At 40.7% G+C, this 25,988-nt stretch carries 33 protein-coding genes; 13 read left to right on the top strand and 20 right to left on the bottom strand.

From position 1 onward, the window contains the following. Positions 1 to 59: 59 nt before the first annotated feature. The 8 genes from NE535_RS11465 to NE535_RS11500 all read right to left on the bottom strand — a co-directional run bounded on the left by NE535_RS11465 (position 60) and on the right by NE535_RS11500 (position 4,537). A complete protein-coding gene (locus NE535_RS11465) occupies positions 60 to 1,310 on the bottom strand; it encodes a tyrosine-type recombinase/integrase (RefSeq protein ID WP_261298777.1) in 1,251 nt (416 codons plus the stop codon). Further along, positions 1,310 to 1,543, bottom strand: coding sequence for a hypothetical protein (locus NE535_RS11470; RefSeq protein WP_261298778.1), 234 nt, complete (start codon positions 1,541 to 1,543; stop codon positions 1,310 to 1,312). Before NE535_RS11470 ends, NE535_RS11465 begins: the two co-directional genes overlap by 1 nt. Next, the gene (locus tag NE535_RS11475; protein ID WP_261298779.1) at positions 1,536 to 2,198 is read right to left on the bottom strand and encodes a replication protein P; all 663 of its coding nucleotides are present in this window, start codon (positions 2,196 to 2,198) and stop codon (positions 1,536 to 1,538) included. The genes NE535_RS11470 and NE535_RS11475 overlap by 8 nt, the downstream gene beginning before the upstream one ends. After that, positions 2,195 to 2,974 (bottom strand): helix-turn-helix domain-containing protein, encoded by a 780-nt coding sequence (locus NE535_RS11480; protein ID WP_261298780.1) that lies wholly within the window; start codon positions 2,972 to 2,974, stop codon positions 2,195 to 2,197. The genes NE535_RS11475 and NE535_RS11480 overlap by 4 nt, the downstream gene beginning before the upstream one ends. 315 nt (positions 2,975 to 3,289) lie before the next feature. Beyond that, positions 3,290 to 3,508: a hypothetical protein gene (locus NE535_RS11485; protein WP_261298781.1), complete on the bottom strand. Its 219-nt coding sequence runs from the start codon at positions 3,506 to 3,508 to the stop codon at positions 3,290 to 3,292. A gap of 1 nt (position 3,509) precedes the next feature. Continuing rightward, positions 3,510 to 3,713 (bottom strand): hypothetical protein, encoded by a 204-nt coding sequence (locus NE535_RS11490; RefSeq protein WP_261298782.1) that lies wholly within the window; start codon positions 3,711 to 3,713, stop codon positions 3,510 to 3,512. Positions 3,714 to 3,715: 2 nt separating this feature from the next. Beyond that, the gene (locus tag NE535_RS11495) at positions 3,716 to 4,309 is read right to left on the bottom strand and encodes a hypothetical protein (RefSeq protein ID WP_261298783.1); all 594 of its coding nucleotides are present in this window, start codon (positions 4,307 to 4,309) and stop codon (positions 3,716 to 3,718) included. A 30-nt stretch (positions 4,310 to 4,339) separates the two neighbouring features. Further along, entirely contained in the window at positions 4,340 to 4,537 is a 198-nt protein-coding gene (locus NE535_RS11500; RefSeq protein ID WP_261298784.1) for a Cro/CI family transcriptional regulator, read from the bottom strand. A gap of 117 nt (positions 4,538 to 4,654) precedes the next feature. On the opposite strand from NE535_RS11500, the gene NE535_RS11505 reads away from it, so the two are divergent. From NE535_RS11505 to NE535_RS11555, 11 genes are all read left to right on the top strand, one after another. Continuing rightward, positions 4,655 to 5,347, top strand: a complete 693-nt coding sequence (locus NE535_RS11505; protein ID WP_261298785.1) for an XRE family transcriptional regulator — start codon at positions 4,655 to 4,657, stop codon at positions 5,345 to 5,347. Between the two features lie 272 nt (positions 5,348 to 5,619). After that, a complete protein-coding gene (locus tag NE535_RS11510) occupies positions 5,620 to 6,243 on the top strand; it encodes a hypothetical protein (protein WP_261298786.1) in 624 nt (207 codons plus the stop codon). A gap of 444 nt (positions 6,244 to 6,687) precedes the next feature. Continuing rightward, the gene (locus tag NE535_RS11515) at positions 6,688 to 7,011 is read left to right on the top strand and encodes a hypothetical protein (RefSeq protein WP_261298787.1); all 324 of its coding nucleotides are present in this window, start codon (positions 6,688 to 6,690) and stop codon (positions 7,009 to 7,011) included. Continuing rightward, on the top strand, positions 7,008 to 7,175 hold the full coding sequence (locus tag NE535_RS11520) for a hypothetical protein (protein WP_261298788.1): 168 nt from the start codon (positions 7,008 to 7,010) through the stop codon (positions 7,173 to 7,175). The genes NE535_RS11515 and NE535_RS11520 overlap by 4 nt, the downstream gene beginning before the upstream one ends. After that, positions 7,172 to 7,432 (top strand): pyocin activator PrtN family protein, encoded by a 261-nt coding sequence (locus NE535_RS11525; protein ID WP_261298789.1) that lies wholly within the window; start codon positions 7,172 to 7,174, stop codon positions 7,430 to 7,432. Before NE535_RS11520 ends, NE535_RS11525 begins: the two co-directional genes overlap by 4 nt. 27 nt (positions 7,433 to 7,459) lie before the next feature. After that, on the top strand, positions 7,460 to 7,795 hold the full coding sequence (locus tag NE535_RS11530; protein WP_261298790.1) for a hypothetical protein: 336 nt from the start codon (positions 7,460 to 7,462) through the stop codon (positions 7,793 to 7,795). Between the two features lie 11 nt (positions 7,796 to 7,806). Beyond that, positions 7,807 to 8,070, top strand: a complete 264-nt coding sequence (locus tag NE535_RS11535; RefSeq protein WP_261298791.1) for a PapB/FocB family fimbrial expression transcriptional regulator — start codon at positions 7,807 to 7,809, stop codon at positions 8,068 to 8,070. Continuing rightward, entirely contained in the window at positions 8,071 to 8,373 is a 303-nt protein-coding gene (locus NE535_RS11540) for a hypothetical protein (RefSeq protein WP_261298792.1), read from the top strand. It begins immediately after the preceding gene. After that, positions 8,370 to 8,612: a hypothetical protein gene (locus NE535_RS11545; RefSeq protein ID WP_261298793.1), complete on the top strand. Its 243-nt coding sequence runs from the start codon at positions 8,370 to 8,372 to the stop codon at positions 8,610 to 8,612. Before NE535_RS11540 ends, NE535_RS11545 begins: the two co-directional genes overlap by 4 nt. Continuing rightward, the gene (locus tag NE535_RS11550) at positions 8,609 to 8,734 is read left to right on the top strand and encodes a hypothetical protein (protein ID WP_261298794.1); all 126 of its coding nucleotides are present in this window, start codon (positions 8,609 to 8,611) and stop codon (positions 8,732 to 8,734) included. Before NE535_RS11545 ends, NE535_RS11550 begins: the two co-directional genes overlap by 4 nt. Continuing rightward, positions 8,734 to 9,039, top strand: a complete 306-nt coding sequence (locus tag NE535_RS11555; protein WP_261298795.1) for a hypothetical protein — start codon at positions 8,734 to 8,736, stop codon at positions 9,037 to 9,039. Before NE535_RS11550 ends, NE535_RS11555 begins: the two co-directional genes overlap by 1 nt. Before the next feature lie 19 nt (positions 9,040 to 9,058). Here the strand turns inward: NE535_RS11555 and NE535_RS11560 are convergent, their stop codons facing one another. The 6 genes from NE535_RS11560 to NE535_RS11585 all read right to left on the bottom strand — a co-directional run bounded on the left by NE535_RS11560 (position 9,059) and on the right by NE535_RS11585 (position 13,874). Beyond that, positions 9,059 to 9,352, bottom strand: coding sequence for a hypothetical protein (locus NE535_RS11560; RefSeq protein WP_261298796.1), 294 nt, complete (start codon positions 9,350 to 9,352; stop codon positions 9,059 to 9,061). Positions 9,353 to 9,909: 557 nt separating this feature from the next. Further along, on the bottom strand, positions 9,910 to 10,317 hold the full coding sequence (locus NE535_RS11565; RefSeq protein ID WP_261298797.1) for a hypothetical protein: 408 nt from the start codon (positions 10,315 to 10,317) through the stop codon (positions 9,910 to 9,912). 219 nt (positions 10,318 to 10,536) lie between these two features. Beyond that, positions 10,537 to 11,013, bottom strand: coding sequence for a hypothetical protein (locus tag NE535_RS11570; protein WP_261298798.1), 477 nt, complete (start codon positions 11,011 to 11,013; stop codon positions 10,537 to 10,539). Between the two features lie 429 nt (positions 11,014 to 11,442). Next, positions 11,443 to 12,456, bottom strand: a complete 1,014-nt coding sequence (locus NE535_RS11575; protein ID WP_261298799.1) for a hypothetical protein — start codon at positions 12,454 to 12,456, stop codon at positions 11,443 to 11,445. Positions 12,457 to 12,688: 232 nt separating this feature from the next. Then, on the bottom strand, positions 12,689 to 13,078 hold the full coding sequence (locus tag NE535_RS11580; RefSeq protein WP_261298800.1) for a HEPN domain-containing protein: 390 nt from the start codon (positions 13,076 to 13,078) through the stop codon (positions 12,689 to 12,691). 1 nt (position 13,079) lies between these two features. Further along, positions 13,080 to 13,874: a hypothetical protein gene (locus NE535_RS11585; protein WP_261298801.1), complete on the bottom strand. Its 795-nt coding sequence runs from the start codon at positions 13,872 to 13,874 to the stop codon at positions 13,080 to 13,082. Positions 13,875 to 14,423: 549 nt separating this feature from the next. Between NE535_RS11585 and NE535_RS11590 the strand changes: the two genes are divergently transcribed. Beyond that, positions 14,424 to 14,891, top strand: a complete 468-nt coding sequence (locus NE535_RS11590; protein ID WP_261298802.1) for a chemotaxis protein CheX — start codon at positions 14,424 to 14,426, stop codon at positions 14,889 to 14,891. A gap of 26 nt (positions 14,892 to 14,917) precedes the next feature. On the opposite strand, the gene NE535_RS11595 is transcribed toward NE535_RS11590, so the two are convergent. The 3 genes from NE535_RS11595 to dnaB all read right to left on the bottom strand — a co-directional run bounded on the left by NE535_RS11595 (position 14,918) and on the right by dnaB (position 18,789). Further along, positions 14,918 to 16,183 carry a BamA/TamA family outer membrane protein gene (locus NE535_RS11595; protein WP_261298803.1) on the bottom strand — a complete coding sequence of 422 codons (1,266 nt, stop codon included), beginning with the start codon at positions 16,181 to 16,183 and terminating at the stop codon, positions 14,918 to 14,920. 19 nt (positions 16,184 to 16,202) lie between these two features. Then, positions 16,203 to 17,294 (bottom strand): alanine racemase, encoded by a 1,092-nt coding sequence (alr, locus tag NE535_RS11600; protein WP_261298804.1) that lies wholly within the window; start codon positions 17,292 to 17,294, stop codon positions 16,203 to 16,205. Positions 17,295 to 17,379: 85 nt separating this feature from the next. After that, positions 17,380 to 18,789, bottom strand: a complete 1,410-nt coding sequence (dnaB, locus tag NE535_RS11605) for a replicative DNA helicase (RefSeq protein ID WP_261298805.1) — start codon at positions 18,787 to 18,789, stop codon at positions 17,380 to 17,382. Positions 18,790 to 18,916: 127 nt separating this feature from the next. Here dnaB and NE535_RS11610 point away from each other — a divergent pair, with 127 nt between their 5' ends. Further along, complete coding sequence (locus NE535_RS11610) at positions 18,917 to 21,118, top strand: S46 family peptidase (protein ID WP_261298806.1); 2,202 nt, start codon at positions 18,917 to 18,919, stop codon at positions 21,116 to 21,118. Positions 21,119 to 21,214: 96 nt separating this feature from the next. Here NE535_RS11610 and NE535_RS11615 read toward each other — a convergent pair whose 3' ends face one another. The 3 genes from NE535_RS11615 to ahpF form a co-directional block, all read right to left on the bottom strand. Beyond that, positions 21,215 to 22,834 (bottom strand): methyl-accepting chemotaxis protein, encoded by a 1,620-nt coding sequence (locus NE535_RS11615; protein ID WP_261298807.1) that lies wholly within the window; start codon positions 22,832 to 22,834, stop codon positions 21,215 to 21,217. 292 nt (positions 22,835 to 23,126) lie between these two features. Further along, positions 23,127 to 24,218, bottom strand: a complete 1,092-nt coding sequence (locus NE535_RS11620; protein ID WP_261298808.1) for a GGDEF domain-containing protein — start codon at positions 24,216 to 24,218, stop codon at positions 23,127 to 23,129. 153 nt (positions 24,219 to 24,371) lie between these two features. After that, positions 24,372 to 25,937 carry an alkyl hydroperoxide reductase subunit F gene (ahpF, locus tag NE535_RS11625; RefSeq protein ID WP_261298809.1) on the bottom strand — a complete coding sequence of 522 codons (1,566 nt, stop codon included), beginning with the start codon at positions 25,935 to 25,937 and terminating at the stop codon, positions 24,372 to 24,374. Between the last annotated feature and the right edge of the window lie 51 nt (positions 25,938 to 25,988).

Genomic DNA, 25,988 nt, shown 5'->3' on the forward strand with positions numbered 1-25,988 from the left:
GCCATTTCGCCCCCAAAAACCTCTAATTGCATATTCTACTAATAATGATGCAGTGATCATCACAGCCACCCACTGGCAGTCAGGGTTTGACCACTCCCAACTTCCACTGACGATCTAGGCAATATCTCGGGCGCAACAGAAGAAAACCCACGATAAATTAAATATTGATGATATTGGTCTAACGCTTGGCTCATGCCCTTATCTAGGGTTGATTTAACATACTTACGCAGCAACACAGGCAAGGCATGATTAAGCAATCGTTCACCAATCATGGTATCGACACCTAGGTCAGCAACGATGGTTCTAAATAGACGGCGTAAGTCATGGCTAGTGAAATGCTTAAACCTAATCTGAGTATGCCAATCATGAGCAGAACGAATTGAAATAGCGCCAATATTGCCAGGGAACAAATACGCCCGTTTACCCACATGCTTAAGCTGCCAACGTTTATAATGCTCAATAAGTGCCTTAGCTGACTCGGTCATAGGCACTCGATGCTCTTGGTTATTCTTGGCATTACTGGCTGGTATCACCCAATAATCACCCGCAAAGTGTTCCCATCGCGCTAATCGAGTCTCGTTAATGCGAGTACCAAACATCATCATCAACACAAACAACATCTGCACCGGCATCACCACGGCGCCTAAACGAGTAAACAATGTCGCTAAATCAGACTCAAACAACCGAGTATCAACCACATCACCCACCTTGATGGAATACGTTACCCGATAACCCGCTAACGGATTAGCATTAATCAAACGCAGCTTAGACGCTGCAGCAAACACCGCTTTTAGCTTATTCACCGCCTCACGAATGTACTTAGGCGAAAACCCCTCAACCAACATCGGCTTAACCAAACTCACGTCAATCGAAATAAAACTCACATTCGCTAAACGAACATCAGCCAATCTAGGCAACAAATGACACTTAATCATCGACTTAACATTGCTGCGCCAACTTTTGCTGTAAGTCGTGTTATTGGCAATGTGTTCCTGGTACCACTCAAGCAAACTGCCAACAGAATCAAACTGGCCCATCACCATGCCGCCCACATTGCGTTTAGCCAACATCACCGGTAAATCAGCACACAAAGTCTTAATGCACATGCTTGGCCAAGTGCCTAACTTTTCCCAAACCGTTTTACCGTTTTCATTTACAACCAAAAACACGCTAGCCCGTTCACGCCCAGCTGCAGCACGTAAACGAATTTCAGGAAACTGAGGATCACGAAAATCACGCATCACACCACCACGTAACCAACGTCGCAAAGCAGCATCACTAAACTTGCCCAGTTCAACACCAGAAGACATCAAGCAACCATCCTGTATTCCCAAGCGGCACACTTATCACGACGGCGCTTTTGCTTAACTGAGTTTGGCAACTCACGCCATCTGGCACTTAACGCGGTTTCGCTATCATGCACACCAAAGCGTTCAAAACATTGCTGCTGAATTTCATACAGCGTTAAAAAACGGCCTTGACTCAACACACGACACAAACGCTCTTTTTGAGTTAACGGTTTATTCAAAACAGGCTTATTCATCGTTAGCACTCCTCAAACCCAGTTGACGTCTAAACTTCGCCACAAATGCCTTACCCTCTGCAGGTTCTATGCGACGGGTGGCACGAGTCGGCAACGCTTTTGGCAACTGAACATCAACCAACTCACCCTTAGCAAACTTGCGGCATAAAATCTCATACTGGCGGGTAAACATGGTTAACACATCTTTTTCAAACCCCGTCGCAAACAACCACGAGCCACACTCACGCACAGCCAAACGAACAACATCATGGCTCCACTTGTGATGCATCGGATTGTGATAATGCTTCTTGGCCTCACGGTAAGCGGATTGCAAATCAGGTAAACCATAATCACAAGCCGTAGGTTGGCACCACAACGCAAACTGGCGTGGCGTTGGCCAAAACTGTCTATCACCCTGCTCACGCCTTGCCCTGTTCAACCCCATTTGCACTTGTTCTTTGGTGCGAACATCTTGCAATGCCAAAGTCTTAAGCCACTCGGATTTATGTGCGGCCTCATCCTCAACCTTTGGCGCACCAACCGGAAACAACACCCGCAACTTGGCAAACACACTGTCAACAATCGCCATATCCATAGCCGATGGCTGCTTTTTAGCGCGGCCAGCGCTGGGTATTCCCACCTGCGTTGAATTAATCACTGATTGAATCGACTTCATATCAACGGGTCCTCTGGGTCAAAAACGGCATAAGACCAATCAGCCCTAACCGCCTGCTTAGCAACCAAGCCAGCGTTAACCAGCCAATCAAACTTAAACGCAATCCAGCAACGCTCAACACACAGCCCCAACACATCATCAACGCTTAAGCCCACACCAGCCGCGCTAATCAAATCAGGTGCCAGGCGATCAACCGCCGTTTGGGTTAACTTGGCCCTTTTCTGCTTACGAACGGCTAACCAGTCTTTAAAAACTTGCTCGCTTGGCAACGCAGGCCATTTTGAAAAATCCAAAGCTGAATTTTTTGATGTGGTGACTAAATCTTTTAAAGATTCATTGACTGGTTCTAAAGTGACTGGTTCTGGGTGCAGGAGATTCACTAGGGGTAGTGCAGCAGATTCACTAGGTAGTGCAGGAGATTCACTAGGGGGTAGTGCGACAGATTCACTAGGGGGTAGTGCGACAGATTCACTAGGTAGTGCAGCAGATTCACCACCTAAACCTGTATTTTCATCAAAATTAAGATGAAAAACATTAGATGAATTACCCTTAATACCCTTGCGATATTCACGACGTAAAAAACCTGACGTTTCAAGTTTTTTAACATGGTCCATCACGCTACGACGGCTCATTTCGCACTGCTCAGCAATGTAATTATAACTAGGCCAACACTCGCCTTGGTCATTCGCATTATCAGCCAGTTTAAGTAAAACCAACTTGCGCAGCGGATTGCCCACCTTCGCTTTCATGGCCTTAACCATTAATTCCATACTCATGGGCGCAATCCCCACAAAACCAACTCAGCAAACGCTAAATTGACGAAACACAAATGCTTGAGTAACATGTCTTTGCCTCACTCTCTCTGTAGGTATTAAGCCCGCACTCAGTCGCCAAACTTCAGCGGGCTTTCTTATTTTTAAATTCATAACAGCACCATCAAGGATGAATCATGGAACGATACAAACCATCAATAACAGTTGGCGAGTTCAGAGAAATGCTCAGCCACTATCCAGATAACATGCAGCTTGACTTCTCAATGCTCGATTTCAACCGATTAAAACAGCGCTCACCAACGCTACTCCAAGTAGAATTTAACCAACAAGTTTATCGAGATAGCTCAAACAACGTGGTGGTTGAAAACCTTGGACAATAGCCGCCGCATAAATACCCGCAACGTCTTGTGAGACTGGTGCATAGCTCTCGTGCACCTGATCACCCAACCATCGGGTGAAATGATATTTTTCGCCCGTTTTTTCAATAACCCACTTCTCTTTCTTTTCAACCAAACTGTTATCACTTAACTGAGTCATATCAACCTCGCTTTCGCATCTGCACACTGCGCTGTAAGCGCTCGTAATCATCGCGGCAATCAGCATCACAAAAGCGTTCATCAGTTAACGCATCACAGTAATAACAACTGCCCGTTAATGGCGGTAAATTGGGTTTCGCTTTTGCCAGCTCGGCCGCTAAATGCAGTTCAATCATGTCGCTAGCATCATCAACGTTATCAGCCATAACTAACCAACCGACTTAATAGAAGTATTCGACAAATACGGATAACTACGCTCAAACACATCCATAGCCGCTTGCGTGGTGCCGCGCGACTCACGTAATTCACGATAAGCTTGCTCAATCTCATGTCGAGTAGGTGCAACACCCAAACGAATCACCGCTATTTGCGCTTCGCAATTCTCTTTAGTTAACGTTGCCGCAATGTCGTTACTGCTAAGTGCCAAGCCGTCACTAACGTGATCAACCACCACAGTTACGCCCACCATGTTGTAAACATCGTTTAAATAGCCAATGCGTAAATCAACCGGCATAGCCGCCAACAGCGCTTGTTCAACAAAAAATAACCGCTCTGGCACTGCATTTTGGTCTGCATACTGCCCAAGCCAACGGAAAATCTTTTGCGCATTAACCCGGGCATCATTGTAAATATCATCAGAATGGGTAAACGTAATCCCCTCTTTTGCCAATACCGTCGCCAGCTTTAGTTCATCAACCGCCTGCACAACCGCAGTAGCCAACGCCGAACGGCTCACTTTGGGTAACTCAAGCCAGGCATTAATGGCTTTCATCAATAAATCTAAACGTGATACTTGTTTCATGCTAAATCCTCACAATCCTATAAAGTAAAACTAAGCAGCAGAGCTGATGGACGATCCAAGTAATGGTGACGTAACCTTTAGTTTCCCCTGCGTTAAAACCTCTATTTGATAAGCTCGAAGAATAGGTACCTCTTCGCCCCACTTAGAAATTGCAGGCTGAGAAACATTCAGTGCTTTAGCTAACGCACCTTGGCTACCAAAATGAGAAATTGCGGCAGCTGTCTTCATATAAACTCCAAATAATAATTAACCAAAATCATAATATAACCAAAGTTAATTAAACTCAACAATAAAATTAACTTTGGTTAGTGTGCAAGGTTATAACCTAAGTAATATAATTAACTTATGAAAACACTCGCCCAAAACATCCAAAACAAGCTAAAGGCTTCTGGTTTAACCCAAAAGGAACTAGCAGAACGCGCCAACATCTCACAGGTGATGGTGCACAAACTCATTTCTGGTAAAGCAAAAGAATCTTCGAAGTTAGTTGCTATAGCAGGTGTATTAGGTTGCACTGCAGAAGAGTTAATGTATGGAACGAAGAACCCTGCACCATCGAGCAATGCGGAATGGGCAGGCCCAATGGAAACATGGGACAGCAACACCCCACTAAATGATGATGAAGTAGAGATACCGTTTTATATGGAAGTAGAATTAGCCGCAGGACACGGCATTACGGAGACTAGCGAATATCATGGTCCAAAACTTCGCTTTGCAAAATCTACATTGCGAAAATCTAGTGTTGACTCCACCAAGGCAGCATGTGTGCGTGTTAGCGGTAACAGCATGGAGCCGGTATTACCAAATGGTTCAACCGTTGGCGTTGATACATCCCAAACAGACGTAATCGACGGTAAAATGTATGCCATTAATCACGATGGTATGTTGCGGGTAAAAACTTTATACAAGTTACCAGGTGGCGGTTTGCGCCTTCGCAGCTTTAACATCGACGAGTGGCCAGATGAACGCTACGAAGGCGATGACCTTAAACAGATTAAGATCATCGGTAAAGTGTTTTGGTATTCGGTATTGCTTTAATATAAACCAACATTATTTTGTCAAAAAGAGGGGCATGCCTAAAACGTTTCTGCCCCAAAATCATTTTTACAAATCTAAATGGTAAATAGCACAAGTAAACTTTGGCTATAGAAAAACTAATGTGAAAGTTTTTTTGCATAGTCCATAAGTCATGCTTGTCCTATCTTTGCTATCTCAACCGTTGATATTGTCTCCAAATCTCGTTATGTTACTGATTTATCAGGGTTGAGTAACATTTAGCCTTAACAATTGAAATCAAACAGGATGTTTATATGGGCTACAATTTAGAGTCATGGGTAACAAGGTTTGCAGAACGCTCTGACCTCTCTACTAGGTTGGTACATTTAACAAAACCGACTAGTACGTTTAGTGAAATGGAAGTCTTATTTCAAATATTAGAGAGCGGGGAAATAAAAGGGAGCGATAGCGAAGGGTATGTAATTGGCAGCAGGAAAGCGGCATGTTTTCAAGATGCACCACTTGATGCTATCTGCCAAAACTGTTGGTACGAACAAAAATACAGAGAAGAAAAAAATATAAATGCCAAAATTAGGTATGAACCAATTGGCTTACTGGTTGATAAAGAAGATGTATATTCTCATGGAGGAAGGCCTGTAATTTATGACAAAACCGCAGAAGCCATGAGGTATTTGAAGCAAGACCAACATTGGAGAATAGTAAACCTTGACTTGGATGATACTTCAAATATTGTCGATTGGACACATGAGCGAGAGTGGCGAGTCCCTGATGCATACAAACTTAATTTGAGTAAAACCATCTTACTTTTTACAAACGAAGGGGACTCTAGAGAATTTATTAAACTTTGTGAGAGTAAAGGACATAATTTTCATCGTGAAGTTGCTGGCTTTGTAACTTTATCTACTTTGCTGTATTAATATTTATCTCTAGGCCTGCAGTTAGTTTGCAGGACATTTGTGCTTAAACTGATGAACTCCGATCCATATCTCAGTGAATATAATACTGTTTTTTTAAGATAGTCATTACTAATGATAATGTGAATCGTAAGTTTTAGAGCTTGAGCACTAACTGACTTCTGTCCAATAACGAGTTTGGTAGGCCTAATGTAGTGGCCAGTTTTTATTCGCCACTACACTGCCACCGTGGTAAACAATAGACACTATCTCACCCGTTCTAATTGAAGATCTTAACGTTTCAATCACACTCATAAACCTTCCTTAGTTCAATAGTTTATTTATAACACCAACCTTAATACAAGTTATAAAAAATCAATTAAAGAAAAAATAGTTAACCAAAGTTATTGACGAGTTAATTAACCAAAGTTATATTTAGGCCGTACCCAATTAACTGAGGACGGCAAAATGATACTGACAAACACCCCTACAACAGACAAGCAACGTGCGGAACACTTCCATCTGGTCAGTATCCGTTTTGCCTGCCTGCTCGCCACCAAACAAGACCCAATGGACTGTGAACGTGTTGCATTGCGTGTAGCAAAACTTGAACGCCAATTAATGCACAGCAACCCAAGCCAACTGTTCAGCAGCCAGTTTGAAAACCAAGCCGGTGAACTCGGTGACAACCTCGCCATGCGTTACAACCACCACACTGGCCGCATCACCATCTGGCGCAATACCCCACTACACCAAACAGGCACGGTATTTCAGTTAAGGGCAAGTGTATGAGCGCCGCAATCGAATATTGCGACCGTGAAATAGCCAAGTGCAAAGACATGATCCGCACTTGGCCCCACGAAGCACCATGCCTGAAGCGCTTAATTAAAGGCTGGCAACGCACTAAGCAGAGTGTACAAAACCGCATAGATGAAGATGTAAAGGTAAGCCAATGAACACAGCATTTTTACTCATGGCCCAGTTCAACAAAGCGGTCATCCCAATCAAGGATATTTGTGATGAATATTTTGGGCTTTCAGAGGCAACCGCCAAGAACTACGCCGCCGCAGGCAAATTGCCCATACCCGCTTTTCGTGCAGGTAAAAGCAATAAATCAACTTGGATGGTCAACGTAACCGACTTAGCAGAATACCTCGACCAGTTACGCGACCAAGCCAAAAAAGACCATATCCACAGCCCAAAAGCGGCTTAACCATATTTAAATGTTTTGGGGGTTTCTATGTTCTTTGTATTTGGAGTGAGTGAAACATTAGTTAAGAAGGCAGCAGACAAAAAATGCAGCAAGTTCACAGGTGCTTATCCAAACAGACGAGAGCTAACTCTTGATGAATACCAGCAAAAACTAGCTAAAACCCGTGACGAACTGTTTGCCAAAATGAAAGCTCAAAAACTGAGTCACGGCTTATCTACCCCTAGTTTAGCTAAGCAATATGCAGAGTTAACCAAAGCACAAGAACAGTGCCGCGACATTGAAATTAGATACCGAAAACCAACAGGTGTCATTAATCCAAAAACCAAGAAAGAAGTTTTGGAATGGACAACTTACATAAGTTGAGAGGACTTAACATGAAATACCTTATCCAAGGTGGTGAAAGCGCCGAACGCCTGCAGCTGCTGTTACAACTCACCAATATTGACTCAGACAACATCAAAGCTGCATTGCATGATCACTTTGTTACTGGCCATCAAGATAACGTTGCCGCCATTCGTAACGAGGTTAAAAAATCAAACCTATCTCGCGCCATGAAACGAATAGAAGAAGTGGCCAACACCGTTGAGCAAATCAAAGAACTGGATTGGCAAAAGCTACATATGGATAAGGTGGCATAAATGAAATCTAAAGCAGCGTTTAACCATATTTTAGGCCACTACCGCGCCCAAAAAGTGGGATTGCCAATAAAAATGCATAGTGGTGACAAAATTGGAATCGCCATAAAACTCGGTGCGCTGGACTGCCTTTATTGGCAAGCACTTGGGAATGGATTAACTAACCTAGCTAAAGGGATTGGCAGAACGATTATTCATTCTTACAAGTACCATCAAGTGAGATTACCTGGTCACCCTATCACGGGCTATCAAATTAACGGTAACCCAAAGATGGACTTAGCAGTGTTATCGGGCGGTGCAGCATGAGCAAAATAACCAACACATTCAGCACCAGGCAAGGTGTTGTCACTATATCAGAGCCGTTCTTTACGCTTATGCATGACCATCAACAGATTGAAGTGACCTACAAGCCTAACAACTACAACGGCTGGGGAATGTGTAAAACCTTTAACGCCATCGAGGTTAATAACTTCAGCCAAGCCGATGCCGAGCTATTTGCCAGCACCGCCGATTCAAAACTACGCATACAGGGGCAAGCAGCATGAAAAAGTCAGACGTTATCAAAGAAGCATTAAAACAATGGTACGCCCTTCCTCGTGATCAGGCCGGTTCATGCCAACAGTTCATGAAAACGCTAGCTGAAAATCTAACTAAGGAAGGCAAGTAATGAGTGCAGCTATGGCATTAATACTCAGCGACCTAATAGAACACTACTACATAAATGAACACATGAGTGGTGATCAGGTTGCTGCAAAACTCGGTTTAAGCCAATATCAGGTAAAAAAATATTTATCACAAAAAGGTCTGTCACGCACACGTAAACAGGCAACATCAAAAGCGGCTAGAACAATGAAGCAAAAGGCGGCAAACACCGCCCTCAGTCATTACGACATAGAAGAAAACCGCGAATCGCGTCCATATAAAATCGCGCTATCTATAATGAAAAGTCACTATCAAACAAGCCAGCAGTAGCTGGCGTGGTGAAATATATTTAAATGTCTTTATCATTTTTAGACAAAAACAAATCTATTGCATACATAAACCCAAATTTATGAGCATGTTCAGTCATTTGTTCAACAATATCGACAGTAGACACTGACAACCGCTTATGTTGTTGTCGCAAGCTGCAGTACTTCTGTCCCATCAAAAAACCTTGAACAATGGCCGATTCATAACAATCAGCATCAGGCACACACCAATAACTCACACTATCATCATTAAACTGAATAAATGGCAACAGCTGTGCTAGTTGCTCATCACTAATAAATTGTTCTACACTATTCATGAAGAATTTCCCTATGTCCAAAAAGTGGTGATTTTTCATAGCCCCTCGTGCTCGAACACTTGGGGCTAATCTTTATAGAATACATCCAAATATTTTCCTCGCAATCCAATACTTGCTAATAGCAAACCGCACTAAAACCCACACTAAAAATGAAATGTTACTCTATTCGAATTGATTTAAAATCTAAATGAAAACCCAGAACAAGTCAAACGCAAGCATTTGATGTAATTAGTAAAAAATTACTTATCATGTACATTAAAAGTATAGTTATGACAATGAACATAGCTTATTGTTGCAGCATGACACTGAAATCAATTTATGAAGAATTTAAAGTTGAGTTGTGACAACGAAAGGAATATTTACGTAATTTTTGACGTTAAATGTAATACTTACACAGTCAAGTGGTTTTATTGTTGAGCTGGAAAAATGGAAAGACTTTATTGTTGAAGTTGTACATTTAATATTTTTTTAATAAAAATTAAAAAAGATTGAAAAAATATTTAAATGCACAAAAAACACCCTAAATAGGTGTTGAATTTTGTTTTCAGTGAAAACTTTTATAAACCTGCGCGGTATTGACTTTCAAACTCGCTCTTTTTTTTATTACGATATTCAACACAATCAACCATGTGTTCATCATTTTGATATTGATGGCAATCTTCACGCGGTTCAAAAAACTTTATCCAAGCGTCATGCTTAGCTTTATTTCGTTCATTTTGAATAGCTATTTTTTTACGCTTTTCTTCAGCGGCTAAAATTTTGACTTTACGCGCTTCAATTTTTTGTTGAAGAGCCAATTCAGCTTGACGCTTTCTTAACGCTTCTTTAGCCAATTGCTCTTCTTTAATCGCTACTAGCTTCTGTTCAAGTTTATAAACTTCATATTGCTCAATAATTGCAGCACCTAAAACTAAAACACCCAACGCCAATAAAACACCGGCAGCAATCTGCAAAATTAATTTCATCTATATTTTACTCGTACATACACCACTGGTTTTTTTCTTTATCGAACCAAGTATCAATATTGACAGGCTCAGTGGCGCCTACAGCGAACTGTTCAAAATCAAGGTCCGTCAAATCATATTCACAGATAATCGCTGGTTCTAAAACAAAAATGTTAAGAACAGCAACTAGAGAAAACAATACTATTACTCCAACGGTTACCCTCACAGGACGAAAAACCATTACAGAGTCAACTCAGAACGTAGCAAACTAATTTGGCGGTCAAGTGTGCCCACTACAGTGTCAGCTTGTTGCATCACCGCAGTCATTTCTTGGGCCAAGCTTTGCTGCCAGGTTGCACCTGCTAAATTATTATTTGCATAACGGCCACGTTCACGAAGCTCCTTAATTTTTGCATCACGTTCTTTAAACACTTGTCTTCTTTCTTGCTCAAGAGTAGAAATTTCACGTTTAATTTGTTGCTTGCGAATATAAGAACTGACTTCTGATTTTTTATCCGAAATGGGAGAACTGGAAGAAAGGGCATGACTTGACGTGGTTGGTGAAGCAATAACGCTACCAACATTACTAAGATCTAGAGGTATACTTTCACTATCACAAGGTTCAGCCTGATATTTGCCATCAGCACATTTATAAACCTCTGCAGTAGATGCAAAAGAAACCAATAACAGCATAATTAAAACTGATTTTCCATCCATAGAATACCTCATTATCCAACTTATCTAAATTATCTAAAGAAAAAACAAGTCACATTTGCTGGCAATAGCGTGTCATCACAACTATAGGTAGGCTTAGTAAAGCCAAGGCTTCAAAACCATGTGCTTAACTATAAAAGTAGTATTAAGACAATGGTGTAGACTACACCCAGTATTGAAGTCAGTTTATGGAACCGTTTATGAAATCAATAGAAAGATAGTGAAGAAGGTTTTAAATATTAAAATTAAGTGTCTTTAAAAACAAAAAAGGCACTATAAAGTGCCTTATCTTAAACAAAAAAAGTTACACATTTGGCCAGTCGTCAGAAAAAACTGTATTAACTACTGTAAAATTATTCATAATAATATCTCCAAAATCTATTGTTCGAACTTTAAATGATTAAGCTATACTTTAGCTTGCTTCAGCTTGCTTCAGCTTGCTTCGCATTCAGCGATTAGAGCTTTGAACTGTTCGCTCTCTCTAAGACTAGCTAAATCTTCGTCTTCTTTCAAGCCAGATAAAAATCTGTTTCTATCCATTTCAGTATCTGCATACTTCCAAGCTGAACGAAGTGCATCATAAACTTGGACTTTAGGGAAGTCCAGTAAATTTTTGTAACAAGCGAAGTTAAAGTAAGCTAATCTTGACTTCTTTAATTCAATAGATTTACTCACATAACTTAGAGCTTCCTTTAAGTTTCCTCGTCTTTTTTCACATAATGCTAACCAATGATAAGCCTTAGGATCATTAGAATGCTCAGGTAAATATTCATTTATAATAATTTCAATGGCTTCGAGAAAAAAACCATTTTTTGCATGGCTTTCTGCTGTTAGAAGTACACTTTTAGCAGTTACTTCTTTCAACTCAATTACTTTTGCATCTAACTCTGCTTGTATTGCAGCAAAATCAGTAGAGAACTTTTTTAATTCTATACTTTTTTCAATATCGGAGTTCTCAAGGGCTTCCACTTGCTTCTGAACTTTTTTCAATGCAGCACTACTGATCAGAGATATTATTGGAAGCCCAGAATACCCGCCGACAATACTAATTCCTGCTATATAGAACATTAATTTTATCGAAAGCACACCAAATTTCGTTTTATCAACAAGAGGTTCTACATCCAAACCAAAAATAGCAAGAACTACAGCTATGGCAACAAATGCACCACAAATACCAATAAAAATATGTCCCCAAATCCCTGAGTCAGCAATATCACCGTGAAAAGGAACTTTTATTACATGAGTTTTATCACTTTCAAGTGCATGTACAAATCCGCCGAAAGACCCTGCTATCGCAACAGTTAAAAACAATGGCCACACGTTAAAGATTGGGGAACTATTTTTTAAGTCACTAGTACCAACACTTGCAATCGCTGCGGCATCTATTGAGAAACCAAGCATAAGAAAAACTACACACGTAAATAGCAAACAAACTAAACTTCCCATACTTTACTCAATTAATTTCTAAGCTAAAACCGACGTAGAGACTATTACATGATTGATATAATAAGAAAATATAATATTTCAATTTTACAATAATTTCTTAAATATAATACCAGGCAAGCATTAATGGAGAACCTAAATTAGCTAGCAAAAAGCACGCAGGGAACCATGGTAATAGGACAATAAATGAATAGTTCTAAGTGTAGGTAATTAATGGCTCAGATAGAACTAGATATTACGCAGCGTCTTTTAACTCTGTACATCGTTCAATTAACTTTTTTGCTCTTAATAAGGCATCTTCCGCCATAACACGAGAAATATCATCCCTTCCTATCTCATAATCAGCCAAGCAACGCAAGTCTCTTGAGGCTTTAAGCATATATGAAAACTTTTTCATTTCTCTTGAGTCATAGGGTTCACCTATAGCCGAATGTTCCAGGTAGCTCAGTAAACTCGAATGCACTCCACCACCTGAGTATCTAGGGATATCAGAAGTTATAATGCTCAGTACTTTATGATACATAGCATAGTATGATCGACTTATAGCATTTCTAAACCCTACTTCATCACCCTCATCCAAGGAACGATTAGCAGATTCAAGAAAGTCCTCTCCAGCTATAGCCATATCAGTTAGTCCTTAATCGATTGATGCAAATATCTCTTTCTGAATAAACCCTTATAAATTGAACAACTAAGGAAAGATCATCGAGACCATCCTCAACTAGACGCTCTATAAATCTGATATTTAAATCATAGACAAACTCAGAACTGTAGAGCTTTTCGCTTATCGCATACTGAACCGACAAATGCTCTAACTCTTTTAATTGAGAAATTCTATTGCCCACTACACGGCAATTCAATTCACTTGCAACTTCTAAAGCAATTTTTCCAACTAGCTTCAAACTCTCTTTATCTATTGCCAAGTTAGCTTCAATCATTGAATGAACTAAATCCATTTCAGCCTTTGCGTCTTTGGCAACGTCACTCTCATCAAAGGCATTCATTTTTTCTAGCCTATTATAGATTTCTTTAGCTGAGTCAAAATTCAAATGAATTATTTGCTCAAGAAAAACGTCATTCAAAAAAGATGGAAGATTAGATTGCAAAATGAGTTCATTACCAACTTCTATTGCTTTTAGATAGCAACATTCGTGCTTCAACAAACTATAAAAATTAGCTTTAGTATAAAAATCTGCATGACTACTTTTTAGTGCTTTTTGATAGCACTTTAATGCTTGCTCACTATTTCCTTGGATAGAATGCCCCCACCCAAGGACTTCATGCTTTTTGGCATAGGAATCTAACTTCTTGGCTTCGGCACACAGTCGAGCAAACTCAAACTCACTAAACTTTGAGCCAGAAAGAATCTTGTCTGTAATTGAGTCAAAAAGCCCCTGCGCTTTTGATGCTAATATAGCCAAAGAGTCGTCCCTAAAAATATTTAAAAAATAGAAAGAATTGATTTGCGAGTAAACTCTCGAAATTATCATCTATATATCATTTACAGGCAAGAAAAAGCCTAAAAACAATACAGGAAATGCATTGTCTTTAGACACATTCAATCTAAAAAATTGAGGTATCCAAAAGAGAATGAATAGGAATCAGGTACCCAATAGGAATCCGCTAATTTAATTTGCAATTACAAATCATATACTTAAAATAAAATCTTACCTATCAAGCATAGGTGCTACGGAAAAAGTGCGATCAAGTTTTGCAGTAGAAGTCATAAAAACCAAACATTATTGCTGAAGCGAAAATCCGATTTAACCACGAATGATATAACTCAATCGCCATTAAAAATGACACATGTAAAAAATCTTTTGATGCTTGGCCCAAATTATATCATGTAAGTCTTGGGTTCAGATACCCAAATCCCTTAGGGTGTTCTAGACTATAACTTAGTGATACAGTGATTATTCTTATGCCTCTTTATTGCACCATTGCATTTTCCCATAAGGAAGTAGTTTTTTATGAACGTTGAATTTATTAACCCCTTTCTTGTTTCTTTAGTTAACGTAATATCAACCATGGCCACGATGGATTTAAAACCGGGTAAGCCGCAGCTAAAAAATCACGATATAGCAAAGGGTGATGTGTCAGGTTTAATTGGTATGGTCGGTCCAAAAACCAAAGGCTCATTATCAATTACCTTTGAAGCACCTCTCATTTTAGAAATTATGCATAAAATGCTGGGTGAAAAACCTAGCAGCATTAATGAAGAAATTACCGATTTGGTTGGTGAGATTACTAATATGGTGACGGGTGGTGCAAAAAATCTGCTCAGTGATAAAGGCTACGATTTTGATATGGCTACACCCGTTGTCGTGTCAGGTAAAAACCATACGATTTCGCACAAATCCAAAGGGAAAAAAATTCTAATGCCCTTTAGCCACGAACATGGGATGGCTTTTATCGAAATCTGTTTTGAAGACATTTGACGTTCATTGACGTGGATCAGCCATGGTTAAAATGGCTGATTCACCATCACCCAAAACTCACTGTCTTCTGAGCCAAAAGCTAACTCTGTTCTTACTACAATGTTTTCAACCTCAAATCGCACACCCACACCAAAGGTATGATGCATATCTGTATGTAATGCCTGGGCGTCAAATTCATTCGCCACCTTACCGACCTCGGCAAACATGACCCACTGCCACCAAGGAATATGGTACAAATTAAAAATTGGCCAATTTTGTAGTGGTTGCCATTGGGGTTTTATGCGGTATTCAAGCGCATAGTTTACAGCGCTTCTACCTGTAAATGATTTAGACGAATAACCTCTTGAACGGTCATATCCACCTAAATACACTCCTGCAAAACTGGGAGGACGACGGTAATCTTGGGTAGAATTTTCATAGTCGTTCCAGGTGGGAGTGTCAGCAACAAACACATTTGCAGCAAGCACTTGTTCATCAAACCAACCATTGCCGCCAATATCATAAAAAAGACTTTGCTCAAACTCCCACAATGTCCAGTGAGGGTCGTCATCGATGGCTAAACCATGCTTTATTTTAACGCTGGTTTTTCCACCATCTTTACTATCATTTTGCGCATCACGATTATCCCACTCAAACTTCAGTTCAACCCCTCGAGCCTTATCAGCAAGCTGATCATTGACTGCTAACTTTCGGTGTTGGGTGTAAGGCGTGATTTTAATGCTACTGACACCGGATGCTAACGGATTCCAGCTAATATCATCGCGACGATCTAACAGAGACTGTTTTGCCCCATTTGCCCCCGTTGCAATAGGCAAAATATATTTAAAGTGTAAACGGCTAAATCCTTCATCCCCTTCAGAAATGATTTTCTCCGTTTGATTATTAGAGGTTTCATTAGCATCTAAGAAATAAATGCCCTGTTCGTAATGGCCTTGATAGCTTTCAAATGAAAAAAGCCACTGCTCAATGGTGGGAATTTGATAATTATATAGCCCTAAAAAACCTATCCAACTGTCATTACTACTGTATAAACCTATCCCAAGCGCTGCGGCTTGAGGCTGGCCAGCATGCTTTATAACTGCCGCGCCGCCCATTGCAGTGCTTAAGGTTTCGGTAGAGAAAATAAACGGTAGCGCAATAAATTCGGCGTCAGGATCTTTATTTTTGCTTAGGGCATCTGTGTGCTGAGTACTTTGCGCTTGTGAAGCAATTAGCGGTTCAACAACAGAATTAGCATTGGCATCAACAACCACTAAACAAAATAGCGCGACACTATACAAGCAGTGTTTCATTATCTCATCTCCGCAAACTTTACGATAAAAGTTCAACCACAACTCTTGGAGTTAACTTGGTCACTAACTCATAAGCTATAGTGCCAATATGTTCAGCAACTTCTTCTACAGCCAGATCTTTCCCCCAAAGTTGAACACTGTCACCGACGTTATCGGTCGCATCTTTGCCTAAATCCACAGTCAACATGTCCATAGAAACACGCCCAACGATTGGCACTCTTCGCCCGTTGATTAATACTGGTGTGCCTTCAGGAGCATTACGCGGATAACCATCGCCATACCCTATGGCAACAACGCCAAGTAAGGTATCTTCTTTGGCTTGCCAGTAAGCACCATAACCCACGGTGCCTCCTGCTTTATGCTCGCGAACTGCAATAAGATTAGATACCAGTTCCATTGCTGGAATAAGTTGGTGATTGACCCCTTTATCGCCTACAACGGGAGATACGCCATAAAGTGCAATGCCTGGTCGTATCCAGTCGGCTTGGCTATGGGGCCAGAACAAGGTTGCGGCTGAATTGGCTAGGGTGCGTTCGCCATCTAATCCTTTAATAAGATCTTCGAATGCTTGTATTTGCTTTTGAGTTAATGGATTTTGCGGTTCATCAGCACAGGCAAAATGGGTCATTAAATTAATGGGTTTAGCCACAGATGGGCAAGACATTAGTCGCTGATAAACATCCGCAAACTGTGTCAAACTGAACCCTAAACGGTGCATGCCTGAATCCACTTTAAGCCAAACTTTCACAGGCTTTGATAAGCTGGACTTTTCTAACATTTCAATTTGTGATTCGTGATGCACGACCGTTTCAATATCGTGCGCCACAATAAGCGGTAAATCAGAGGCGCGGAAAAAACCTTCAAGCAATAATAAACGGCCTTTCACGCCACCATCTCGCAGTTCTAATGCTTCTTCAAAACGTGCTAACCCAAAACCATCAGCCCCGCCAGAATAATTGCCAACACATTGGGCAACATTCAATAGACCATGGCCATAGCCGTTAGCTTTGACTACCGCCATAATTTGACTATGAGGTGCGATTTCACGCAATCTGGCAAGATTGTGCTGTAAGGCATGACGACTGATTTCTGCGCGAGGAAAAGGTTTCAAAAATATAGCCTTATAAAAGCAAAGAATGGCCGCAAAGCTAAGCCATTGTTAATTCTGTTTGTGTTATCAATTCAATACTACTGGGTTAATCTTCTTCGAATTGCGGCCCAGCATAGTTATCAAATCGCGAGAAGTGCCCCTGGAACGCCAATTTAACTCGTCCGATGGGACCGTTACGCTGTTTACCAATAATGATCTCAGCCGTACCTTTGTCTTCAGAATCATCATGATAAACCTCATCACGATAAATAAACATGATGAGGTCAGCATCCTGCTCAATCGCGCCCGACTCACGTAAGTCTGAGTTAATTGGACGCTTATCTGCTCGTTGCTCCAAAGAACGGTTAAGCTGAGATAATGCCACAACGGGGATTTCCAACTCTTTGGCTAAGGCTTTTAATGAACGAGAAATTTCTGAAATTTCTAAGGTACGATTGTCTTTTAACGCTGGCACCTGCATTAGCTGCAAGTAATCGATCATGATCATGGATAAACCGCCGTATTCACGCGCAATACGTCTGGCTCGGCTGCGCACTTCTGTAGGCGTCAAACCAGAGCTATCATCGATGTACATTTTGCCTTGTTCAAGCATAATCCCCATGGTTGAAGACACACGGGCCCAATCTTCATCATCCAATTGCCCGGTACGAATTTTGGTTTGATCAACCCGGCCTAACGAGGCCAGCATACGCATCATAATTTGTTCAGACGGCATCTCTAAACTGAAGATTAATACTGGCTTATCTTCATTCATTGCCGCTTGTTCACACAGGTTCATCGCAAAGGTAGTTTTACCCATAGACGGACGCGCAGCAACAATCACTAAATCTCCGGATTGAAATCCAGAGGTCATTTTATCAAGATCAGCAAAACCACTGGAAACCCCTGTCACCCCATTATGTGGGTTATTGTATAGCTGCTCAATTCTATCAACAGTTTTTTCAAGAATCGATTTAATCCCTTCAGGACCTTCACTTGAATTGGCTCGTGATTCAGCAATTTTAAATACTTTGCTTTCAGCTAGATCTAGCAGTTGGCTAGAGTCTCGCCCTTCTGGGTTATAACCTGCATCAGCAATTTCGTGGGCAACACCAATCATGTCTCTTACAACGGCGCGTTCACGCACAATTTGAGCGTACGACAGAATGTTACCGGCACTGGGAGTATTTTTAGCAATTTCACCGAGATAAGAAAAACCACCTGCATCATCAAGTTGATCTTCAATTTCTAACTGTTCAGATACCGTAATTAAATCAATAGGCTGGCCACGCTCCATTAAGCGTTGCATAGCCTGAAAAATCATACGATGAGAACGTGAATAAAAGTCTTCTGCGACAACCGCTTCAGCAACGCGATCCCAGGCTTCCGCATCGAGCATAAGCCCCCCCAATACAGACTGTTCAGCCTCTATCGAATGAGGGGGTAACTTTAATGCATTGACTTCGGCATCTTTCTGCCTATTTCTAGCCTTAAATACGGTTGATTGTTGCGACATTGACACTCCAAGTTTCCAACGACTTTAAAAAATATGGTATAACACCGTGGTCGAATTTAGCTAAGGTAATATTACCCTAGCGGCGATGCTAAAAATACGGAAAAAATAAAATACATAAGGATAAAACATGCGTATTACATTGATAGCAGCCCTAGTGTTGTCATCGGGTTTTGCTTACGCCGATGAAGGCCAGTGGCAACCCTATCAGATGCCTTCGATTGCCGATAAACTGACTGAGCGCGGTATTGAAATTCCCGCTAAACAACTAGCAGATTTAGGCCAATACCCCATGAATGCCGTGGTTAGTCTGGGCTATTGTACCGCCAGTTTCGTATCTCCCCAAGGTCTAGTTGTCACAAATCATCATTGCGCCTATCGTGGCATTCAATATAACAGCAAAAAAGAACATAATTACCTGGCCGATGGTTTTCTTGCCAAAAAAATGGCCGATGAACCGTCAGCGGGTCCAAACGAACGTTTATACATCACTGAAAATGTCAAAAATGTCACTGAACAGGTTACTGCTAATTTAAGTGATGAGCCGCTGACCCGTTATGAACAGATCCAAACCAACAGCAAAGCGTTAATTAAAGAGTGTGAAGCGGACGATAACTACCGATGCTCGGTAAACAGTTACCACAATGGCTTAGAGTATTATCTAATTAAGCAGCTGATCATTCGTGATGTGCGCTTGGTATATGCACCACCTGAAAGTGTCGGTGGCTATGGTGGTGATATTGATAACTATGAGTATCCGCGTCATTCAGGTGACTTTACCTTTTTACGCGCATATGTAGGTAAAGATGGTAAGCCTGCAGTGTATTCTGAAGATAATGTGCCTTTTACCCCAAAAAGTTATTTAAAAATCAATGCTGATGGCGTTAAAGCAGGTGATGGCGTATTTGCCGCAGGTTACCCAGGTTCAACAAGTCGTTATAACTTAACCAGTGAACTAAAGTTTGCCAGTGAATGGTTGTACCCAACGTATGCCGCTCGCTATCAATTACAAATTGACACCATTACCCAAATGGGCGAAACAGATAGAGATATTGCCATTAAGTACGCAGGCACTATCGCTTCAATGTCAAATCGTATGAAAAAGCTCAACGGCCTATTAGACGGTTTTAAAGCTACCGATATTGTTGGGATTAAGCAAAGCCGCGAAGATGACTTTCTTGCTTGGCTGAAACAAGATAAAGCGGCTAACCCAAAGTTAATTGCTGAGCTTGAAACCTTATTGGCTGAGCAACAAAAGCAAACTCAAACCAATTACTACTTTGAAAACGCGCAATCAAGCACCCTTCTATCTACCGCTAAAAAGCTTTATCGTTTAGCACAAGAAAAGCAAAAACCGGATGCCGAACGTGAGTCTGGCTACCAAGAGCGTGACATGAAGATGTTCCGCGCAGAACTCGAACGTATCGACTCTAGCTTTGCTGTTGAAGTAGATAAAACCTTATGGTTACAGGACTTAAATGCTTATATTGGTCAGCCATTAAAAGTAAAAGTGTTTGATAATGCGTTAGAACATGCCAACAACCATAAAGAGTTTATTGCTAAAGTTGATGGCATGTATGCATTAACAGAACTCACTGATCAGGCAACGCGTTTGGCTTGGATGGATAAGTCTGTTGAAGCGTTTGAAACCAGTAGCGATCCGTTTATTCGTTTAGCGGTTGATGTTCATGCAACTAACATGGACCTTGAAAAAGCCAGTAAGCTATTAGATGGTAAGCTATCCAAAGCGCGTCCAAAGTATATGGAAGCCGTGATTGCTTATTACAAAGCAAACAACTGGCCAGTATATCCTGATGCAAACCGTACATTACGTATTACTTACGGCATGGTGGATGGTTACCAATCTAAAGATGCGTTATACAAACAGCCTTTTACCCGTCTTGAAGGCATAGCGGCAAAACATACAGGTGAAGAGCCTTATAATGCGCCAGCTAAATTGTTAGCCGCTATCGCAACCAATGATTACGGTAAGCATACTATTCAGTCAGTGTATAACGATCCGCGCTCTTGGATGTGTAAGCTAGTGTCGTGTGTTGAGACTAAAAATGATTTTAACTCTGTTCCGGTTAACTTCTTATCTAGTGTTGACACCACAGGCGGTAATTCAGGTTCTCCCGTCTTTAACGGCAGAGGCGAATTAGTTGGATTAAATTTTGATTCAACTTACGAAGCAATTACAAAAGATTGGTTCTTCAACCCTATCATTACCCGTGCAGTGCATGTTGATATTCGCTACATTTTGTGGATGATGGATCAAGTTGATCATGCTGATAATTTAATAAAAGAATTAGATTTAGTGCGTAACCCTTAATCCTAGATGATATCTAAAAAAATGGCGCTCATATGAGCGCCATTTTTATTAGTTCCGCATACCCGTTTAAGCTAAACCTGCATGGGTACCTTTAATCTAGAGTTTAAACTGAGATGTGGCATTTTTTAGTTGAATAGCGAAGTCATCTAAACCCTGAGAGATATTATGCACTTCCGCTAAAATACTTAATGAATGCTCAAAAGATTCATTCATCTCAATCACATTGCCCCCTACTTGCTCCGCCACCACAGACTGTTGATCCGTTGCTGACGCAATATGGGTATTCATGCTGTTAATGCTAACAATTTTCGCTTGAATCGACTTCAACGCATCACCAGTATCTTTCGCATATCGCTCGTTATCTGATGATTTGGTGATCGCCGCCCCCATAGTGGTCACTGATGACTCTGCCGCACCTTTGAGCCTTTCCAATACACCACGAATTTCTTTGGTCGCATCGGCAGTTTTAGATGCGAGTGCACGCACTTCATCAGCCACTACTGCAAAGCCTCTACCTTGCTCACCAGCACGAGCCGCCTCAATGGCAGCATTTAACGCGAGCAAGTTGGTCTGTTCTGCAATTGACGTAATCACATTTAAAATAGAACCCACACTTTCGGTATCTCGTGCTAATTCGTTAATAGAATTTGACGCAAGTTCAATACCCTTATTTAAATCTTGGGAGATATTAATGGTGCGCTGCACAACCGCTAAGCCTGCGGTAGCTTCACGCTCTGCTTCTTGTGCCGCTTCAGCAGCTTGCTGAGCACTGAGTGAAATATTATTAACAGAGTGACGCATCTCTTCCATTGACACATGCACAGTGCGAGCATCTTGGCTTTGTTGTTGCGTCGCCTTAGTCGCTAACGACATTTTATCTTTCAGCGATTTAGCACTTTCTAACAACGGATTAGTTACACTAACAACGCCTTGAATCGAATCGGCTAATAAACGCAAAAAACGGTTGAAGTTACTTGATACTTGACCAAGTTCATCTGTGCCATTCACGTTCAATTGATGACGTAAATTACCTTTACCATCAGCAAGCTCACCTAATGAATTAGCAACATCTTTGGCTGAGCCACTAATTGAACGCGCAATCGAAATAGTCGCAATAGCCATAATGATAAGTAACGCAATACCAATGCCTAACGTGAGGTATAAGCTTTGTTCAGAGCGATTACTTGCCTCGGCAAGTGTTGATGAAAACTCATCAACTTTATCAACTTTATATTGGTTAATACCGTTGGTTAATGTATCAAATACGGCTGATTTTTTTTGACTAATTTGGCCAACCTGACTCATATCGATACTGCCATCTAACATACCTCTGGCAAGATCGGAGGTCATATCATTGTATTCTTTTAAGGCGCGGTTCAAGGTTGATAATGCTTGGGATTGATTATTATCAATGACGCTTAATTTATTCAGATTGCTATCTAAAGACTTAAACACTTTACTGGCATTAGTCAGTAAATCTTCATCAGCAAATGACACTGACTGGGTATATAGCTCGTCAAGCCGTTGAACAAAAATTACGTTCTGATTGGCAAGCTCTACACGTTCACTCACTTTACTTTGCATAAAGTTCATCGTGTCACGGTTTTTGTTTATCGCGACTATGCTGATGGCTAAGTTGACGGTAAAAATGACCACAGATAATACAAAAATTAATCCCACTTTCTTGAAAATGGACATGTTATTAAACCAATTCATACTTCGCCCCCAAGCGATGCTAACAAGTGGTGAACCTAATAAAGATTCTAACCGTGTCAAAAATTGAACTTATCTCGTTCCATGAGAGGCTGTTACTTTGATTTTATAGTTGTGGCACACATAAAAAACGTCGATATCTGTATATCATAGTCAACAGACACAGTGTTGATGAGAAAAACGATAAATAATCGTTCTTTAACTTCAATTTTTTACCATGACTCTTTTTTATCGGCAATTATGACATAAACTAAACTAAATAATTGAAACTTCTGATTATCTTAAATGAGCCGACTTAATAAGCAAAATAATTTCTAGACGTGCGTTTCACTTGATAAAGTTTTTCATCTGCTAAATGACATAATTGATCTTCAGACATCCCCGATTTAAACACAGCAATGCCCTGTGAAACGGTGACTTTATCACTGACACTTGAATCTGGATGCGCAATGGCTAATCGTTCAAGTTGCTGCTTCACTTTTTCTGCGACAACAATCGCCCCCTCAAGATCGGTTTCAGCAAGTAATAATATAAACTCTTCACCACCATATCTAGCACAAATATCACGTGGGCGATTAGCAATATTTTTGAGCATATTGGCGAAATTAATTAAACACTTATCTCCTTCTTGGTGCCCCAAACTGTCGTTAAGTTTTTTAAAAAAATCGATATCAATTAAAATAATCGCTAGCGGCTGCTTGGTTCTTTCGCTATGAGCAATTTCTTGGTTAATAACATTATCAAAATGACGTCTATTGGCAATTTTAGTCAAACCGTCCTGCGTTGATAATTCTTCTAATTCTTTGATCAAACGTTGGTTATCTACTTCTTTTGTTATTGCTCGTTTAAACCACTTTTCGCTCACCTTATGCCCAGCCAAAAGAATCAACACAAAACATGCTAAGCGCAAGCTATCAGCCCATACATCAATATCCACACCTGAGATATAGATAAAATTAATGCCTAAATGAAAAGCACATAGCACTACAACACTACTAAAAAACATATTGCGACTAGGCAGTAGTGAGATGCCAAATGCTAAAACTAAAATATCAATAATTGAAGTGGCGGCATGAATAAAGTTAACTGAATAAAATAACAATGATGAAATAAATATCAACCAGCTGAAAAATAATGCCACAAACAATAATTCAATTGAATCATCACGCCTAAACAGCAATTTATTAACAGGGCTAAAGAAAACGATAATGGACAATAAAGGGAGCATGGCTAGCAACATAGTCGAGAGTGGTATTTCCCGATATAAAAACACGGGTCGACTGAGCAACAGTAAAAGTAATAAGCCTAATGATAACGCTGTCAATCCATGAAAACTTTTCTTCAAATAAATTTGAGTTTCTAATTTTAGCTGTTCGTCAAAAGTCATGATGATATTTCACCTATTTGTCTAATATTACAAGTGTATGTACTACCGAGTTAATTAACAAAATTATCCCTAAAAATAACAAAAGCCAGCAATGATGCTGGCTTAAAGGTTCACGTAAAACTCATACGCGGTTTAGCTGTATTGTAACCTAAATTAGGCGGCCTGTTCTTCGGTAGCCTCTGAATGACGAATTAAGTAATCAAAAGCGCCCAATGAAGCTGTTGCACCACTCCCCATGGCAATAATGATTTGCTTATAAGGTGTGTTGGTGACATCACCTGCAGCAAATACCCCCGGAATAGACGTTTGACCGCGCGCATCAACGATGATCTCTCCACGAGGCGTTAAATCGACTACGCCTTTTAACCATTCGGTATTAGGGAGCAGACCAATTTGCACAAATATACCGGCTAAAACGACATTATGGCTTTCACCTGTTTTACGATCGGTATAGGTCAAGCTATTAACCCGAGTACCATCACCATTGACTTGTGTGGTTTGCGCTTGAGTAATTATGGTTATATTGCCCATTGATTTTGCTTTACGTTGCAATACTTCGTCTGCTCGTAATTTGCTATCAAACTCCAGTACCGTCACATGTTCTACAATATTAGCGAGGTCGATTGCCGCTTCGATACCTGAGTTTCCGCCACCGATAACAGCAACACGCTTACCTTTGAATAATGGACCATCACAGTGTGGGCAATATGCCACTCCTTTACCGCGATATTCTTTTTCGCCAGGCACATTCATTTCACGCCATCTGGCACCTGTTGCCAGTAATACGGTTTTGCTTTGTAATGTTGCGCCATTTTCAAGCTCAACATCAAATAAACCATTCGCAGCTAATTTAATTGCCTTTTGGTTTTCCATCACGTCTACATCATAATCTTTAACGTGGTTTTCAAGATTGGCGACTAATTTAGGACCTTCGGTTTTTGCCACCGAAATAAAGTTTTCAATGCCAACAGTTTCAGCAACTTGACCGCCAAATTTGTCGGCCACAATTCCAGTCGCTAAACCTTTACGCGCAGCATAAATAGCCGCTGATGCACCCGCTGGACCACCACCAATCACTAATACATCAAAGGCAGATTTTTTATTTAACTGCTCAGCTTTTCGGCCTGCAGCGTTTTTATCCAGTTTATTTAAAATTTCAGCGACGCTGATAGCACCAACTGAAAATGCTTCGCCGTTTAAATACACTGATGGCACAGATAATATGTTGCGCTGTTCAACTTCAGATTGGAATAATGCACCATCAATCATCACGTTTGTGATATTAGGATTGATTGCTGCCATCATATTCAATGCTTGAATGACTTCAGGGCAAGTTTGACAACTGAGCGAGACATAAGTTTCAAAATGAAACTCACCCGGTAAATTGCGAATTTGTTCGATAACGTCGGCCTCTAACTTAATAGGGTGCCCACCGCTGTGTAATAACGCCAATACTAAAGAGGTAAATTCATGACCCATTGGCAAACCAGCAAAGGTAATACTGGTGTTTTGCTGTGGATTAATCACAGTCATGCTTGGCGTGCGCTGACCTTGTACTGCAATACTACTGACCAGTGCTGAACTATCGACAATATCTTGAGCCAGGCTGGTTAACTCTGCAGATTTTTTTGAGTCATCTGCAGATACCACAAGTTCAACTGGGTGTTTAAGATTCTGCAGATAAGTTTTCAGTTGATTTTTTACGTTGGCATCTAACATAACAACTCCTAAAGATGAACAAGATGAAGGAAATAAACTAAGTTTGTATAA

Source organism: Shewanella holmiensis, assembly GCF_025370255.1.
Classification (GTDB): domain Bacteria; phylum Pseudomonadota; class Gammaproteobacteria; order Enterobacterales; family Shewanellaceae; genus Shewanella; species Shewanella holmiensis.

Excerpts from the sequence above, each read along its gene's own strand:
- NE535_RS11520 (WP_261298788.1), top strand. The coding sequence starts at position 7,008 with ATGAGCGCCGCAATCGAATATTGCGACCGTGAAATAGCCAAGTGCAAA.
- NE535_RS11525 (WP_261298789.1), top strand. The coding sequence starts at position 7,172 with ATGAACACAGCATTTTTACTCATGGCCCAGTTCAACAAAGCGGTCATC.
- NE535_RS11575 (WP_261298799.1), bottom strand. The coding sequence starts at position 12,456 with ATGGGAAGTTTAGTTTGTTTGCTATTTACGTGTGTAGTTTTTCTTATG.
- NE535_RS11475 (WP_261298779.1), bottom strand. The coding sequence starts at position 2,198 with ATGAAGTCGATTCAATCAGTGATTAATTCAACGCAGGTGGGAATACCC.
- NE535_RS11495 (WP_261298783.1), bottom strand. The coding sequence starts at position 4,309 with ATGAAACAAGTATCACGTTTAGATTTATTGATGAAAGCCATTAATGCC.
- NE535_RS11465 (WP_261298777.1), bottom strand. The coding sequence starts at position 1,310 with ATGTCTTCTGGTGTTGAACTGGGCAAGTTTAGTGATGCTGCTTTGCGA.
- NE535_RS11535 (WP_261298791.1), top strand. The coding sequence starts at position 7,807 with ATGAAATACCTTATCCAAGGTGGTGAAAGCGCCGAACGCCTGCAGCTG.
- NE535_RS11610 (WP_261298806.1), top strand. The coding sequence starts at position 18,917 with ATGCGTATTACATTGATAGCAGCCCTAGTGTTGTCATCGGGTTTTGCT.
- NE535_RS11550 (WP_261298794.1), top strand. The coding sequence starts at position 8,609 with ATGAAAAAGTCAGACGTTATCAAAGAAGCATTAAAACAATGGTACGCC.
- NE535_RS11505 (WP_261298785.1), top strand. The coding sequence starts at position 4,655 with ATGAAAACACTCGCCCAAAACATCCAAAACAAGCTAAAGGCTTCTGGT.
- NE535_RS11530 (WP_261298790.1), top strand. The coding sequence starts at position 7,460 with ATGTTCTTTGTATTTGGAGTGAGTGAAACATTAGTTAAGAAGGCAGCA.
- NE535_RS11470 (WP_261298778.1), bottom strand. The coding sequence starts at position 1,543 with ATGAATAAGCCTGTTTTGAATAAACCGTTAACTCAAAAAGAGCGTTTG.
- NE535_RS11480 (WP_261298780.1), bottom strand. The coding sequence starts at position 2,974 with ATGAGTATGGAATTAATGGTTAAGGCCATGAAAGCGAAGGTGGGCAAT.
- NE535_RS11570 (WP_261298798.1), bottom strand. The coding sequence starts at position 11,013 with ATGGATGGAAAATCAGTTTTAATTATGCTGTTATTGGTTTCTTTTGCA.
- dnaB (WP_261298805.1), bottom strand. The coding sequence starts at position 18,789 with ATGTCGCAACAATCAACCGTATTTAAGGCTAGAAATAGGCAGAAAGAT.
- NE535_RS11540 (WP_261298792.1), top strand. The coding sequence starts at position 8,071 with ATGAAATCTAAAGCAGCGTTTAACCATATTTTAGGCCACTACCGCGCC.
- NE535_RS11510 (WP_261298786.1), top strand. The coding sequence starts at position 5,620 with ATGGGCTACAATTTAGAGTCATGGGTAACAAGGTTTGCAGAACGCTCT.
- ahpF (WP_261298809.1), bottom strand. The coding sequence starts at position 25,937 with ATGTTAGATGCCAACGTAAAAAATCAACTGAAAACTTATCTGCAGAAT.
- NE535_RS11595 (WP_261298803.1), bottom strand. The coding sequence starts at position 16,183 with ATGAAACACTGCTTGTATAGTGTCGCGCTATTTTGTTTAGTGGTTGTT.
- NE535_RS11560 (WP_261298796.1), bottom strand. The coding sequence starts at position 9,352 with ATGAATAGTGTAGAACAATTTATTAGTGATGAGCAACTAGCACAGCTG.
- NE535_RS11555 (WP_261298795.1), top strand. The coding sequence starts at position 8,734 with ATGAGTGCAGCTATGGCATTAATACTCAGCGACCTAATAGAACACTAC.
- NE535_RS11490 (WP_261298782.1), bottom strand. The coding sequence starts at position 3,713 with ATGGCTGATAACGTTGATGATGCTAGCGACATGATTGAACTGCATTTA.
- NE535_RS11590 (WP_261298802.1), top strand. The coding sequence starts at position 14,424 with ATGAACGTTGAATTTATTAACCCCTTTCTTGTTTCTTTAGTTAACGTA.
- NE535_RS11485 (WP_261298781.1), bottom strand. The coding sequence starts at position 3,508 with ATGACTCAGTTAAGTGATAACAGTTTGGTTGAAAAGAAAGAGAAGTGG.
- NE535_RS11500 (WP_261298784.1), bottom strand. The coding sequence starts at position 4,537 with ATGAAGACAGCTGCCGCAATTTCTCATTTTGGTAGCCAAGGTGCGTTA.
- NE535_RS11565 (WP_261298797.1), bottom strand. The coding sequence starts at position 10,317 with ATGAAATTAATTTTGCAGATTGCTGCCGGTGTTTTATTGGCGTTGGGT.
- NE535_RS11545 (WP_261298793.1), top strand. The coding sequence starts at position 8,370 with ATGAGCAAAATAACCAACACATTCAGCACCAGGCAAGGTGTTGTCACT.
- NE535_RS11615 (WP_261298807.1), bottom strand. The coding sequence starts at position 22,834 with ATGAATTGGTTTAATAACATGTCCATTTTCAAGAAAGTGGGATTAATT.
- NE535_RS11580 (WP_261298800.1), bottom strand. The coding sequence starts at position 13,078 with ATGGCTATAGCTGGAGAGGACTTTCTTGAATCTGCTAATCGTTCCTTG.
- NE535_RS11515 (WP_261298787.1), top strand. The coding sequence starts at position 6,688 with ATGATACTGACAAACACCCCTACAACAGACAAGCAACGTGCGGAACAC.
- NE535_RS11620 (WP_261298808.1), bottom strand. The coding sequence starts at position 24,218 with ATGACTTTTGACGAACAGCTAAAATTAGAAACTCAAATTTATTTGAAG.